This window comes from Amaricoccus solimangrovi (assembly GCF_006385685.1).
Lineage (GTDB): Bacteria > Pseudomonadota > Alphaproteobacteria > Rhodobacterales > Rhodobacteraceae > Amaricoccus > Amaricoccus solimangrovi.
Window position 1 is genome coordinate 43,826 of the sequence record NZ_VFRP01000008.1, and the last position, 13,973, is coordinate 57,798.

A 13,973-nucleotide genomic window follows, 5' to 3' on the forward strand; every position below is an offset into this window, starting at 1 on the left:
ATCTCGTCGAGGCTCGGGATCTCGGGATGGACGACCGACATCTGCTCGGCCAGCAGCGACTTGATCTCCATGCCCGCCTCGGCCAGCGCGCGCGCCGCCTCGGGCGTGATGCGCAGGCCGACCTTGTCGACGTCGATCTGGGCGTAGAACACGCCGCCGAACGCGATGTCGGCCTTGATCGTGCCCCAACGCGGCGTGACGACCGGCGCGTCGAGTTGCTGGACGAAGGCCGGAACGTTGTCGAGGCTGACCGCGACGCAGCGGCCGTTCTCGCATCGCGCGCGCGCCGTGATGAGCCCGACAGCGGTGTCGAGGCGCACCAGCGTCTCGGGCTCGACCATCGGGACGCGGCCGGATTCGAGCAGCGCGGTGACGACGCAGACGCAGTTGGAGCCCGACATCGGATGCGCCCGGTCGGGCTGGAGCACGATGAAGCCCGCGTCCGCGTCGGGCCGCGTCGGCGGCAGCAGCAGGTTCGTCGTGTGCACCACCTGCGCGCGGGGCTCGCGCGTCAGGAACAGGCGCAGGCTCGGGTCGACGTCGTTGAGATGGTTCATCTTGTCGAGGATCGTCGCCCCGGGGATCTCCGGGGCGCCGGAGACGAGCACGTTGCCGCTCTCGCCCTGGCAGTGGACGAGCAGGATTTCGAGTGTTTTCCCGAAGGTCATTTCAGGTACCACCCCCAGGGCTCGTCGGAGACGAACCGCGTGATCGGCTTGGTTTCGAGGTAGTTGGCGAGGCCCCAGCGGCCGAGTTCGCGGCCGACGCCCGACTGCTTATAGCCGCCCCAGGGCGCCTCGGTGAACGTCGGCTGCGAGCAGTTGATCCAGACGATCCCGGCGCGGAACGCCTTGGCGACGCGCTCGGCGCGGTCGTCGTCGGTGCTCATCACCGCCGCGGCGAGGCCGAAGCGCAACTCGTTGGCGAGCCGGATCGCCTCCTCCTCGGTCTCGAACGGCCGGACGCAGACCACCGGGCCGAAGATCTCCTCGGTCCAGGCCTCGGAGTCGAGCGGCGTGTCGGCGAGGATCGTGGGGGCGACGTAATAGCCCTTGTCGAACCCCTCGGCGCGGCCGCCGCAGGCGACCGTGACGCGGGCCTCGCGGGCGCGGTCGATGAACCCCAGCACCTTCTCGAACTGCCCCCGGCTCACCAGCGGTCCGAGCAGCGTGCCCTCGGCGAGCCCGTCGCCGATGGTGATCCGGCCCGCCTCCTCGACCAGCCGGTCGAGGAGCCTCGGATAGAGCGACGCCTCGACCAGCACGCGCGAGGTGGCCGAGCAGACCTGCCCCTGGTTCCAGAAGATGCCGAACATGATCCATTCGACGGCCTTCTCGACGTCGCTGTCGGCGAAGACGACGAAGGGCGACTTGCCGCCGAGTTCGAGGCTCACCTTCTTCACGTCCCGCGCCGCCGCCGCCATCAGGCGCGATCCGGTCGGGACCGAGCCGGTGAAGGCGATCTTGTCGACCATCGGGTGCTCGACCAGCGCCTGCCCGACCTCGGCGCCAAGGCCGGAGACGACGTTGAGCACACCCCTCGGCAAGCCCGCCGCCTCGGCGATCGCGCCGAGTTCGAGCGCGGTCAGCGAGGTCCATTCCGAGGGCTTCAGCACCATGGCGCAGCCGGCGGCGAGCGCCGGGGCGACCTTCCAGAGGGCCATCAGCAGCGGATAGTTCCAGGGCACGATCCCGACCGCGACGCCGAGCGGCTCGCGCACCGCCTTCGCGGTGAAGCGCGCGTCGGGGAGCGCGATCTCCTCGACCTCGCCGTCGAGTTCCTCGGCCAGATCGGCGTAGAAGTCGAAGCAGCCGGCGGCGTCCGTGAGATCCCATTCGGCTTCGGGCAGCGGCTTGCCGTTGTCGATCACCTCGAGCCGGGCGAGCTCGGGCAGCCGGTCGCGGATGCCCCGGGCCATCGCGCGAAGGTAGACGGCCCGCTCGGCGCCGCTCATCCGCGGCCAGGGGCCGGTGTCGAAGGCCGCGCGCGCGGGGCGCACCGCCGCGTCGGCGTCGGCGGCCGAGCCGGCGGGGATGTGGTGGACGATTTCCTCGGTCGCCGGGTTGGTGACGGGGAAGGTGTTCGCCGTGGCGACCCAGCCGCCGTCGATGAAAAGGTCGGTTCGCATGGTTCCTCGCATGACCTGGGATCACGCCGCCCGGGAGCCGGAGGCGCCGGAGGCGGGTTGAACGGGAGCGGTTCCGGCGGGGACCAGAGCCGAGGCCCGGCGGGAGAGGCGCGCCTCGCGCCAGAGCGTGTAGCAGCCCGAGCCGACGATGATCGCGGCGCCCGCGAGGGTCAGCGGATCCAGCCGCTCGCCGAAGACGATCCGCGCGAGGATCAGCGCGAAGACGAGGCGCGCGTAGCGCACGGGCGCGAGGGCGGAGGCCTCCCCGATCCGCGTCGCGGCGACGAGCAGGGTATAGCCGGTGATGGTGAGCGTGACGCAGCCGAGCGCGAGCAGCGTCTGCGCGGCGGTCGGGGGCACCGGCGTCTCGCCGAGGACGAGCCCCATCAGCACGGCCCCGAGCAGGATCGCCGCGAAGGCGGAGGCCGAGAGATGCGGCGAGCTCATCCGCGCCGGAACGCGGCGGGTCGCGAGGTCGCGCGCGGCGAGGCCCGCCGCCGCGACCACCGCCCAGAGCGACGCCGGCTCGAAGCCCGCGAGCCCCGGCTTCACGATCAGCAGCACGCCGACGAAGCCGAGGCCGATCGCCGTTGCGCGCCGCCAGCCGACCCGCTCGCCGAGCAGGAGGGCGGCGCCGAAGGTGATGAAGAGCGGGACGGCCTGCGTGATCGCCGCGGTCACCGAGAGATCGGCCAGTCCGAGCGCCAGCACGATCGCCACCGCCGAGACCGCCTCGCCCGAGTTGCGCAGCACGACGGCGGGAGCGAGCAGGTCGCGGGTCCAGAACCGCCCTCCCCCGAGGCGCAGCAGGCCGCCGAACACGAGGACGCCGGCGAGCCCGATCATTCCCAGCACCTGCGAGAAGGGAAGCTCGCGCGTGAGCGTCTTGATGAGCGCGTCCTCCCCGGCGAAGAGCAGCATCCCGAGGGTCAGGAGCGCGGCGGCGCGAAGGTTGTGGTTCATCATGGCGGGGCTCCGGGATGCGGCGTGTCGCGGGACGGGTCACATGGCCCGGGTGAGGCCGCCGTCGCCGCGGAGGGTCTGGCCGGTGATGTAGCTCGACTCGCCGGAGAGAAGGAAGGCGGCGGCCTTCGCCTGCTCCTCGATCCGGGCGATGCGCCCGAGCGCCGCCAGATCGCCGAGCTTCGCCACGTCGCGCTGTCGGTGAAGCCCGGCGCGAGGTTTGAAGGTCGCGTAGGTGGTGACGTTGACGATCGAGCCGCCGCCCTGCCCTTCCATGATCGGCGTGACGAGCCGGGCCATCCGGGCGACGGTGGCGCCGATGCCGTGGCCGCCGTCGGTGACGAGGCAAACCTTCTCGGTCATGGAGGATCTCCCTTCAGAAACGGTCGATGCGATAGGGCCGCATGTCGATCGGCGGCGTCGCCCCGGTGACGAGATCGCCCATCAGCCGCGCGGTGGTCGCCGCGTAGGTGACGCCGAGATGACCGTGGCCGGTGGCGACGTAGACGCCCCTGGTCTTCGCCGAGGCGGACAGGATCGGCACCGTGTCGGGGAGCGCCGGGCGATGGCCCATCCACTCGGCGAACTTCTCGCAGCGCAGGTTCGGCAGCGCCTCCCTCGCCCGCTTCACGGTCTCCTTCGCGCGGCGATAGTCGGGCGCGGCGTCGAGCCCGGCCATCTCGACCGTGCCGCCGACGCGGATGCCGCCGGCGGCCGGGGTGACCATGAAGGCCTTCGCCGGCCAGATGATCGAGTGCCGCATGGAGATGCCGGGCGACATGATCTGCGTGTGAGAGCCGCGCTCGGTCTCGAGCGGGATCAGCTCGCCGAGCATCGCGGTGAGCCGGCCGGTGAAGGCGCCCGCGGCGAGCACCACCTCGTCGGCGGGAAGCACCCGGCCATCGCTCAGGCGGACGCCCGTGACGCCCTCGCCCCGCTCGAACCCGGCGACCTCGCCGGTCTCGATCCGGCCGCCGAGCGCGAGGAAGCGTTCGGAGAGCTTCACGACCAGCCGGTGCGGGTCGCGGAGCGAGCGGTTCTGGGGAAAGACGACGGCCATGCCGATCTTGTCGGAAAGCTCCGGCTCCAGCGCGCGGATCGCCTGGCGGCCGATGACCTCGTGCGGGAAGCCGAAGCGTTCGAGGATCTCGATATGGTCGCGGTCGGCCGCGAACTCCGCCTCGTCGGTGTAGAGCGAGAGACAGCCTTCCTCGGTCAGTTCGCCTTCCAGACGGGTTTCGGCAAGCAGTGGCAGGAGGTCTTCGTAGACGCGGCCGCAGAGCGCCGCGCCCTGGGCCTCGAGTTCGCGCAGCTTCGCCGGACGCGAGGCGGCAAGGAAGCGGGCGAACCACGGCAGGAGCTTCGGCATGTAGGATGGCTTCACGCGAACCGGCCCCTCCGGATCGAGCATCCAGCCCGGCATCTGGCGCCAGACCGAGGGACGCGAGGCCGGCATGAACTCGGTCACCGCGATCGAGGCCATGTTGCCGTAGGAGGCGCCCATGCTGACCGGACCACGGTCGACGAGGACGACGTCCCGACCGCGCCGCTGAAGGTCATGGGCGATGGCGACGCCGATGATGCCGGCTCCGACGACGACCGTGGTCATGGTGATTTCCCCCGAGGAACCTGGCCGGGCGGGGGTCCGCCCGGCCGAGAGCGCTTGTGACTTACCAGGCCAGGATCGGCTCCATCGCCTTGCGGGAGGCGGTCTTTTCCGCGTCGGTCAGCGAACCGAGCGGCGCGCGGCATTCGCCGACCGGCGTGCCGTGCACCTCGCAGCCGAACTTCAGCTTCTGCACGAACTTGCCCGATTCGAGGATGTTCATCGCCTCGTAGAGCGTCGCCATCTTCGCCCCCGCGATGTCGCCGGCCTTCCAGGTCTCGTCGAGATCGACGCAGGCCTTCGCCATGCAGTTCGCCGGCCCGCAGATCCAGCTCTCGGCGCCCCAGAGCATGAAGTCGAGCGCCATGTCGTCCGAGCCGGAGACGAGCTGGATCCGGTCCTTGTAGCGCGTCGCGATCGTCACCGCGCGCTGCAGGACGCCCGAGCTCTCCTTGATGCCGATGACCCGCGGGTGGTCGTCGAGCACGTCGGTCGAGATCTCGATCCCGTCCTTGCCCGGGTAGGAGTAGAGCACGAGGTTGACGTCGACCGCGTCGAGCACGGCCCTGAAGTGGCCGGGCAGCTCCTCGTCGGTCGGCTTGGTGTAGTAAGGCGTGGCGAGCAGGACGGTGTCGTAGCCGATCTCCTTCGCGCGCTTCGTATTGGCGATCACGCCTTTGGTGTGGGGCGCGTTGGTGCCGGCGATCAGGATCTCATCGTCGGTGGCGAAATCCTTCACGAGCTGGAGCACGGACTCGCGCTCCGCGTCCGACATGAAGTTGTATTCGCCCGAGGAGCCGCAGGGCACCCAGCCCGAGACGCCGGCGGCGCGCAGGTTGGTCAGGTGCTTCCCGAAGGCGGGGAAGTCGATCTCGCCCTTCGCGTCGAACGGGGTGACGAGGGCGGGCATGACGCCGGTGAGCTTCATTTTTCTGGTTCCTTTCGGGGAGAGGGCGCCGTCAGGCGGCGATTTTCCGGAGCATCTTCCGCTCGACCAGGCTCACGAGCCGGGTCAGCGGGAAGGCGATGACGAAATAGACGAGCGCGACGAAGGTCAGCACCTCGACCGGCTTGGCGGTGTTGTTCGAGATGTTCTGGCCGACGAACATCAGATCCGCGACGCCGACCGCCGAGACGAGCGCGCTCTCCTTGAAGAGGCTGATCGCATTGGAGAGCAGCGGCGGGATCGCGCGGAGCACCGCCTGGGGCAGGATCACGTTCAGGATCCGGGCGCGGGGCGGCAGGCCGAGCGCGACGCAGGCGTCCATCTGCTCGCGCCCGACCTGGCGCAGCGACGAGCGGAAGGATTCCGAGGTGATCGCGCCCATGTAGAGCGTGAGCGCGATGCAGGCCGAGACGAAGTTCGGCGGTTCCGTGCCGAGGATCAGCGGCAGGCAGAAGAAGATCCAGAACAGCTGGATCAGCACCGGCGTGCCGCGGAAGACGTCGACATAGGCCGTGGCGACGCCGCGCAGGATCCGGCTCCGCGAGGTCCGCGCGAGCCCGGTCAGGAAGCCGAGCGCGGTGCCGAGGATCACGCAGACCACGGTGATCCGGATCGTCATCCACAGGCCGAGCGCGAAGGCGGTCTGGAACTTGTCGAGGAAGGAGAAATCGAGGGCCATGGCGGATTACCTCACGCGGTGCCGTGCCGCCGCTCGATCCAGCCGACGATCTGGGCGACGGGGAGCGAGATGGCGAGATAGACGAGGGCCACGACCGTGAAGGTCTCGATCGGGCGATAGGTCTCGGTGGCGACGAGCTTGCCCTGGTACATGAGGTCGGCGACGCCGACGATCGCGACCAGCGCGCTCTGCTGGAACGTGCCGATGCCGTTGGTCAGCAGCACCGGAACCGAGGCGCGCAGCGCCTGCGGCTGGACGATGTGGCGGACGCGCTGGACCGGTGAGAGGCCGAGCGCGATGCCCGCGTCGAGGTGCTCCTTCGGCACCGCCTGGATCGAGGCGCGGTAGGCCTCGGCGTTGAAGGCCGTCAGGTTCAGCCCCAGCGCCATGACGCCCATCGTGATCGGGTCGAGCCAGACGTTGAAGAGCATCGGGACGCAATAGAAGAACCAGACGATCTGCACGATCGCCGGCGCGCAGCGGAAGAACTCGACGAAGAGTGTCGCCAGCCAACTGAGGACCTTGTAGGGCGACAGCACGATGAGCGCGAGCAGGAACCCCGCGATCACGCCGATCACGTTCGCGGCGATCGTGAGCTGGAGGGTGACGAAGAGCCCTTCCCAGAGCTTGTCGAGGTTGCGCGTCACCGCGCCGATGTCGAGGGCGTAATCCATCGTCTCACGCCTTGATGTGGAAGACGCGGTTGATGAATTCGCGGGTGCGCTCCTCCTTCGGCTCGCCCAGCACCTGCTCGGGCGGGCCGTCCTCGACCACCACGCCGCCGGCGCAGAAGATCACTCGGGAGGCGACGTCGCGGGCGAACCACATGTCGTGCGTCACCATCATCATCGGCATTCCCTGCTCGGCGAGGCCCATGATCACCGCCTCGACCTCGGCCACCCGCTCGGGGTCGAGCGCGGAGGTCACCTCGTCGAAGAGCATCGGCTTCGGATCGGGCATCAGCGCGCGCGCGATCGCCACGCGCTGCTTCTGGCCGCCGGAAAGCTGGCTCGGATAGGCGTCGGCCTTGGGTCGCGTTGACCTGGTCAGCGGCCTTCCTGATCAGCTCCTCGACGTTGCCGGTCGCGACCTTCTCCTCGAGGAAGATGTCGACCACCGCGACGTCCGAGGCCGAGAGCTGGTGCGGCAGGCCGAAGGCCACACCCTGCTTCGCGAGGGCCGGGGTCGGCTGTAGCCCGTGTGGGTGAGGAAGCCGACCATCACCGCGTAGAGCCTGAGATACCAGGGCGGCGTCTCCGCCGTCAGCCGGCTGATCCGCTTGCGCGTCGGCGGCCCCGGGAGATCGTGGTCGCGATGGCGACGAGGATCGCGTCGCGCGAGAGGCGACCGCCGAGCTACTTCAAAGGCGGACTTGCGCCCCCCCCCGCCGCCTCGATCGCGGCGAGCATCGCCTCGGGGCGCGGATCGTCCGCTTCCGCCTCGTTCGCCCGAGGGGCGGGTCTCCGGCTCAAGCTCGCTATGGCTCGGGTCGAAGGCCTCGTTCCGACCGTCCGCGCATCCCCCACAGTGACGGGGAGAGGCGGTTCGGGAGCGCGCCGCGGGCGGGGGACGCTCCCGAAGCGGGGCTCATGCCTCGAGAGGCTCATCCAGCAAGTCGACGGAGCCCTCGTCCAGAGTGCCGTCCAGAACCGCCCGCGCGCGCTCTCGGTCAATGTCGCCCTCCCACGCCGCGATCACCACCGTCGCGACGCAGTTGCCGATCAGGTTGCCGAGCGCGCGGGCCATGCCCATGAACCAGTCGACGGAGAGCACCAGCACGAGGCCGATCGCCGGTATCACCGGCACCGCCGACAGCGTCGCCGCCAGCACCACGATCGCCGAGCCCGGGATGCCATGCGCCCCCTTGGAGGTCAGCAGCGCGACGCCGAGGATCAGCAGCAGGTCCGAGAAGGCGAGCGGCGTGTTCGTCGCCTGGGCGATGAAGACGGTGGCGAGCGTGAGGTAGATCGAGAAGGCGTCGAGGTTGAAGGAATAGCCGGTCGGGATCACGAGGCCGACCGTCGAATCCTTGATCCCCATGTGCTCGAGCTTCTTCATGATCTGCGGCAGCACGCTGTCGGAAGAGGCGGTGCCGAGCACGATCATCAGCTCCTCGCGCAGGTAGCGCAGGAACTTCAGGATCGAGAAGCCGGCGAGGCGCAGGATGCCGCCGAGAACGACGAGGACGAAGAAGATCACCGTCAGGTAGTAGAGGACGACGAGCGTGCCGAGCTGCTGCAGCGAGCCGACGCCGTACCTGCCGACGGTATAGGCGATCGCGCCGAAGACGCCGAGCGGCGCGAGGCGGACGATGAAGCCGATGATCTTGAACAGCACTTCGGTCGTGAGCTCGATGAGATGCGTCACCGGCCGCGCCCGCTCCCCGATGAGCGACAGCGCCGCCCCGAACAGCACGGCGAGGACCAGCACCTGGAGGATGTCGCCGTTCGCGAAGGCGCCGACGAAGGTCGAGGGGATGATCCCGAGCAGGAAGTCGACAGGGCCGTGAATGTCCTTCGTCCGCTCCACGTAGGACGAGAGCGCGCTCGAATCGAGCGTCGCGGTATCGACGTTCATCCCGTGCCCCGGCCCGACGATATAGGCGACGAGTATGCCGAGGATGAGCGCGATGGTCGTCACCGCCTCGAAGTAGACGATCGACTTCACTCCGACACGGCCGACCTTCTTGAGATCGCCCGCGCTCGCGATGCCGTGGACGACCACGCCGAAGACGAGCGGCGCGATCACCATCTTGATGAGCTTGATGAAGCCGTCGCCGAACGGCTTCATCGCGGCCGCGAAGTCGGGCCAGAATACGCCCACGACGATGCCGAGGACGAGGGCGACCATGACCTGGCCGAAGAGTGATTTTGTGAACGCGGGCATCTCAGGCTCCCTTCCTGCTGGTCTCGCAAGCTCTTGCGGCTTCGCGAGTGAAACGCTATCTGACATGTTAGCAAACATGCTGACGGACGCGTAACAGTGGCATAGTGCGAAGCACTTTCGTCTATGCCCTGAAAATGGGGAGCCGGAAATGAACCGCGAGCGGCCGATTGGCGAGGCGCTGATGGTCGATCAGGCCTATGGACGGCTGATCACGCATCTTCGCGACGGGGCGCTCACCGCGGGACAGTTCGTCTCGATGCCAAGGCTGGTGGGCCTGCTCGACCTGCCGCTCGCAGCGACCCGCGAAGCGGTGAAGCGGGGCGAGGTCAACGGGCTCGTCCGGGTGTTGCCCAAGCGCGGCGTCATGGTGATGAACGCCGACAGCGCGACGACACGCGACTGCATGGACATGCGTGCGATGCTGGATCAGGAAGGCGCGCGCCGGCTGATCACGGCCGGGGTCGAGTTGCCGCTCGCGACGCTCCGCCGCGATCATCTCGAACTGATCGAGGACGCCCTTCGGGCGATCACTCCCGACCTGCCGGGCCGGGCGGTCGCAACCGACCTGAGCCTGCACGACGCGCTCTCGACCGGCCTCGACAACGCGCTCGTTTCCGAGGCCTATCAGGCCAACCGCGACCGCGTCGCGGTGATCCAGAACACCCGGCCATTCCTGCCCGATCGGATCGTCTCCGCGATGAACGAGCACCTGACGATCATAGAGGCGCTCGAGCGCCGCGACGCGGAGGAAGCCGTCGCGGCGATCGCCGCGCACTACCAGATGACACTGCGCTGGTGGGGCATCCTCATCTGAGACGCGCCCCGACGCGAGGCACCCTGAGTTGCCCTGCGCGGCTGTCGGCGAGCAGCCAGGGACAGGATGCCGAGGACGCTCGGGACCGGCGTAACGAAAGGCGCGGTCCATGGCGACAGCTGCCCTTCCGTGAGCGAAAGGCAGGCATCGAATGAAGCGCGGGCAGGCGGATGTCCATCACAGGTCCGCGGGGCCTCGTCATCGCGCGCCCCATTGACGTTGGCCGAGGCCGCGCCAGCGCTGACCGTGTCGCGGCTGGCAGCGTCGTGGGGGCCTCTGCCATGCCCCCGGGGACGTCAGCCGGTCGTCGCCTCGCGAGAGCCCACCCGTACGATCGATCTCGCCGGATTGATGGCGTGCCGGGGTCAGTCCAAGATCGGCTCCGACGGACCGAGAGTGACGGAAGTGCTCGGGCGCTTCGATAGCGGCCGCGAAGCTCGCGGCGACGATGATCCCGACGCCGGGACAGGTCATCAGCAGGCGGCAGGTCGCATCATCTTTGGCCAGGGTGATAAGCCGCCGATCCGGGACACCGATCTGGCCGCGCACGGCCTGCCATGCCGCCAGGGGGGCTCAATGATGGCGGCGATGATCGGACCGGCCTGGATGAGCTCGCGCACCCGGTTTTCGAGAGCACGCCCGGCTCCTTTGCCGGCCATCAGGCCGAACGTCTTGAGCGCGCCGCGGATCTGGTTGGACAGGTCGATCGCCACACCCATGTTTCGCTGCGAGGCGGTGGCCGTTCGCGCATGCCGCGCGTCCAGGCAGAGGATGGGCAGGCCAAGCGCCTCGCAGGTGTGGGAAAGCAAGGGAGTGAGCGGCCCTGTCTCCAGGCCTACGCGCGCAAGGTCAGGCGCGTGACGCCGCGGGGTCGTGGTCAGCGCGTCCGGATCGCTCGCGCGCTTGCCGCGCCAGATCGTGGCGCCCGTCTCATCGATGACGGGGATGGCGGTCTCCTCATTGAGACGTCGAAGGGGGGGCATCGCAGCGTTCCCGCGCGGGTGAGAACGCGGCTCTCAGAGCGCATCGCGTCCTTCTTGGCAGCCTTCGATCCCGCCTTGGGTCGCGATCAGCGCATGTCGAACGCACCTTCGCCTGGCTCGGACGATGCCGCCGACTGGCGAAGGATCGGGAGAGATCCATCGCTTCGGGCGAGGCGTGGATTTTCATCGCCCACATCCGCGTCACGACCAGACGCCTCGCAAGGCTCCCCTGTCGGGAAGTGAGTTTCAAGTCCGGCACTCAGAACAGGACGACACCCTCGAGCAGGAGCGGCGCGCTCTTGTACCAGACCCGCGCGCCTTCCGCGCCCGTCACGGCGGCGAGGTCCGTTCCCGCCGGAAGGCGGAGCCAGCTCCATCGCTCGAACGTCCCGGTCCCGTCGGAGAAGGAGCCCGAGAGCACCAGAAGCTCGAGCCCGCGGGGGTTGGCGATCCCGACCTCCGCGCCGGGCCGCCAGTCCTCGAGCATGACCCGCTCGTGGCCGTCGTCGAAGAGAACCGTCGAGGCCGCGACGCCGGGGCGGAGCGCGGCGGGCTCGCCCTCGCCGGGGCGGCGCACGGTCCGGGCCTCGTCCTCCGCCCGGAACTGCCAGAGCTTCACGAAGATCACGCAGCCGCCGTCGCTGCCCGGCGCGTGGCCGGTGCCGGGCGGGTTGCGCACGTAGCTGCCTTCCGGGAAGTCGCCGCTCTCGTCCTGGAACACGCCGTCGAGCACCAGGAATTCCTCGCCGCCGGTATGGGTGTGGCGGGGAAAATGGCTGTCGGGCGCGTAGCGCACGATCGAGGTGGCGCGCGCCTTCTCCTCGCCGATCCTGAACAGCATCCGCCGGTCGACGCCCTTCGTCGGGCTCGGGATCCAGTCGAGGTTCCGGGCGTGAACCACCGCCCGGACGTTCAGATCATCGTTGAGACGCATCGCCACCACCTCCGCCCCGGCCGCCACCGGCCCTGTCCCCGAGCATATCGCGCGAAAGCGGATCGTCCAGAAAATGAACAGATCGCCGATCCTGTTTGCAGCGGCGCCCGGATTGGCTGATTGTGCCCGCAAAAGACGGGAGGGAAGGATGAGCCAGGAGGTGCTGGCGCTCGCGCGGACCGCGCCGGGCGCCGTCGACCCGGGCATGGCGGATACGATCTCCGCGAGCTGGAAGGCCTGTCTGGGCCGGGGCATGGATCCGCATGCCTCTCCCGAGCGCACGAGCCTCTCGGCGCAGGATTTCCTGCTCCGCAAGCAGATGGTGGAACGCGTCCTCCTGCTCGCGCGGCCCGAGATGGAACTGCTGAGCAGCCAGATCGCGGGATCGAACAACCTCATCGCCTTCGGCGATCCCACGGGCACGCTCATCGACGTGATCGCGGATACCGAATGCGCCGCCAGCGAGGTGCGCGCCGTGATCACGCCCGGCTCGGTCTGGGACGAGACGATCCGGGGCACGAACGCGCTCGGCCTGTCGGCCAAGCACAAGAAGCTCGTCACCGTGATCGGAAGCGAGCACTTCTTCCGCGAGAACAGCGGGATCGGCTGCACCGCCGCGCCGATCTTCGACAGCGCGAACAACATTCTCGGCGTGCTGAACGTCACATCGCCGCTTCTGGACCGGCAGTACTACTGCGCGACCCTCGTGAACATCGCCGTCAACAACATCTCGAACCGGCTGTTCGTGGAGGACCATCGGAACGACCTAATCATCCTCTGTCATTCGCGGCGGGAATATCTCGACACGCAAAGCGCCGGGATGCTCGCCTTCGACGCCGACGGGCGCCTGACCGGGCGCAACATGATGGCGCAGAGGCTGCTCGGCGCGCTGCCGAAACGCGACGAGGTCCATTTCTCGGACCTGTTCCTGCAGGATTTCGGCGGGGCGATGGACCAGATCGGGCTCGGCGACACCGTCGTGCTGAGGGACCGGACGAATTCCGCGATCGCGGTGAAACTGCGCCTGACCCGGGGCAGGTATCTCCAGCTTCCGCCCCGGACCGGAGAAGCGATCATTGGTGTCGATGCCGTGCGCGTGCCGAGAAGAACCGACCGCGAGCCCGAGGGGTTCGGCCAGCCGGAGGATGAACTGCTGCGCCAGCGCGCGCGGATGTCGGTCGACGCGCTGCGGCTCGGGATGCCGGTGCGCGTCCTCGGGCTTTCGGGACACGGGCTGAGCCGTGTCGCCGAGACCATCCACGCGCTCTCCGGACTGAACCCGCGCCGGGTCGTCGTCGATTGCGGCGCCATCGTCGAGACCCATCTCAGCAGCACGCTGAAGGCGCGCGTCCACGGGTCCGGCGCCGCGGTGGCCGGAGAGTTCCTCGATCTCGCGGAGCCCTCCACCCTGATCATCGACGGGATCGAGAAAGTCGGATCGCGGTCGAAATCCATTCTCGAGACGCTGGCCGACCAGGTCCGCGAGATGAACGGCGCGCGCGACGCCGGGGACGAGCGGATGTGGGCGCTGATCGCGATCGAGAACCGAAAGCCCGGCGCGGAGGAGATCCTCTGTCCGAACCTCGCCCATGAGAGCATGAACGACATCTGGGGATACACCTGCGAGGTGATGCCGCTCGCCGCGCGCGCGGATTTCGACCGGATCGCGGTCCGCATGCTCGCCGACATCGCGCCCGGGATCCGCCTCTCGGACGACGCGGCGGAGCGGATGCGCGGCCTGGGCGGCCGGCTGACCTTCTACCTGCTGCGCCGGCTGCTCTTCCAGCTCACGCGCGTGCCGGACGCGCAGGCGATCCGCGACGAGGACGTGCTGCGGCTCCTGCCCTGGATCACCTCCCGGATCGAGCCCTGCGCGCATTGCGCGGGCCACCCGGTCAAGACGCTGAAATGCCTCGAGATCCAGAAGGCGGTGGCCGAATGCGGCGGGAACATCAGCATCGCGGCGCGGCGCCTAAACATGTCGCGGACCACGGTCTACAAGCATATCGGCCCGGGGCCGGAGCCATGACCTAG

At 68.9% G+C, this 13,973-nt stretch carries 11 protein-coding genes and 4 pseudogenes; 3 read left to right on the top strand and 12 right to left on the bottom strand.

Features of this window, described 5'->3' with window-relative positions; genetic code table 11:
• Positions 1-2 precede the first annotated feature (2 nt).
• The 10 genes and pseudogenes from FJM51_RS24890 to FJM51_RS10035 form a co-directional block, all read right to left on the bottom strand.
• Positions 3-668 (bottom strand): annotated as a pseudogene (locus tag FJM51_RS24890) (proline racemase family protein); the annotation flags it as partial.
• On the bottom strand, positions 665-2,128 hold the full coding sequence (locus FJM51_RS09985) for an aldehyde dehydrogenase family protein (protein WP_140453997.1): 1,464 nt from the start codon (positions 2,126-2,128) through the stop codon (positions 665-667). The pseudogene FJM51_RS24890 and the gene FJM51_RS09985, both read right to left, overlap by 4 nt.
• A 21-nt stretch (positions 2,129-2,149) precedes the next feature.
• A complete protein-coding gene (locus FJM51_RS09990) occupies positions 2,150-3,094 on the bottom strand; it encodes a DMT family transporter (RefSeq protein ID WP_140453998.1) in 945 nt (314 codons plus the stop codon).
• 36 nt (positions 3,095-3,130) lie between these two features.
• Positions 3,131-3,454 (bottom strand): SDR family oxidoreductase, encoded by a 324-nt coding sequence (locus tag FJM51_RS24705; RefSeq protein ID WP_140453999.1) that lies wholly within the window; start codon positions 3,452-3,454, stop codon positions 3,131-3,133.
• 13 nt (positions 3,455-3,467) lie between these two features.
• On the bottom strand, positions 3,468-4,700 hold the full coding sequence (locus FJM51_RS10000) for an NAD(P)/FAD-dependent oxidoreductase (protein WP_140454000.1): 1,233 nt from the start codon (positions 4,698-4,700) through the stop codon (positions 3,468-3,470).
• A 61-nt stretch (positions 4,701-4,761) separates the two neighbouring features.
• Positions 4,762-5,625, bottom strand: coding sequence for a dihydrodipicolinate synthase family protein (locus FJM51_RS10005; RefSeq protein WP_140454001.1), 864 nt, complete (start codon positions 5,623-5,625; stop codon positions 4,762-4,764).
• Between the two features lie 31 nt (positions 5,626-5,656).
• Positions 5,657-6,322, bottom strand: coding sequence for an amino acid ABC transporter permease (locus FJM51_RS10010; RefSeq protein ID WP_140454002.1), 666 nt, complete (start codon positions 6,320-6,322; stop codon positions 5,657-5,659).
• A gap of 11 nt (positions 6,323-6,333) precedes the next feature.
• Entirely contained in the window at positions 6,334-6,996 is a 663-nt protein-coding gene (locus tag FJM51_RS10015) for an amino acid ABC transporter permease (protein ID WP_140454003.1), read from the bottom strand.
• Between the two features lie 4 nt (positions 6,997-7,000).
• Positions 7,001-7,339: pseudogene (locus tag FJM51_RS10020) on the bottom strand (ATP-binding cassette domain-containing protein); the annotation flags it as partial.
• A gap of 570 nt (positions 7,340-7,909) precedes the next feature.
• Entirely contained in the window at positions 7,910-9,208 is a 1,299-nt protein-coding gene (locus FJM51_RS10035) for a C4-dicarboxylate transporter DctA (RefSeq protein ID WP_140454004.1), read from the bottom strand.
• A gap of 148 nt (positions 9,209-9,356) precedes the next feature.
• Here FJM51_RS10035 and FJM51_RS10040 point away from each other — a divergent pair, with 148 nt between their 5' ends.
• Positions 9,357-10,022 (top strand): GntR family transcriptional regulator, encoded by a 666-nt coding sequence (locus tag FJM51_RS10040; RefSeq protein ID WP_140454005.1) that lies wholly within the window; start codon positions 9,357-9,359, stop codon positions 10,020-10,022.
• 297 nt (positions 10,023-10,319) lie between these two features.
• Here FJM51_RS10040 and FJM51_RS10050 read toward each other — a convergent pair.
• A pseudogene (locus FJM51_RS10050) lies at positions 10,320-11,005 on the bottom strand (transposase); the annotation flags it as partial.
• Positions 11,006-11,100: 95 nt separating this feature from the next.
• Here FJM51_RS10050 and FJM51_RS10055 point away from each other — a divergent pair.
• Positions 11,101-11,229 (top strand): annotated as a pseudogene (locus FJM51_RS10055) (IS5/IS1182 family transposase); the annotation flags it as partial.
• Positions 11,230-11,264: 35 nt separating this feature from the next.
• Here the strand turns inward: FJM51_RS10055 and FJM51_RS10060 are convergent.
• Positions 11,265-11,939, bottom strand: a complete 675-nt coding sequence (locus FJM51_RS10060) for a cupin domain-containing protein (protein WP_140454008.1) — start codon at positions 11,937-11,939, stop codon at positions 11,265-11,267.
• 148 nt (positions 11,940-12,087) lie between these two features.
• Here FJM51_RS10060 and FJM51_RS10065 point away from each other — a divergent pair, with 148 nt between their 5' ends.
• On the top strand, positions 12,088-13,968 hold the full coding sequence (locus FJM51_RS10065; protein ID WP_181164516.1) for a sigma-54-dependent Fis family transcriptional regulator: 1,881 nt from the start codon (positions 12,088-12,090) through the stop codon (positions 13,966-13,968).
• Positions 13,969-13,973: the final 5 nt, after the last annotated feature.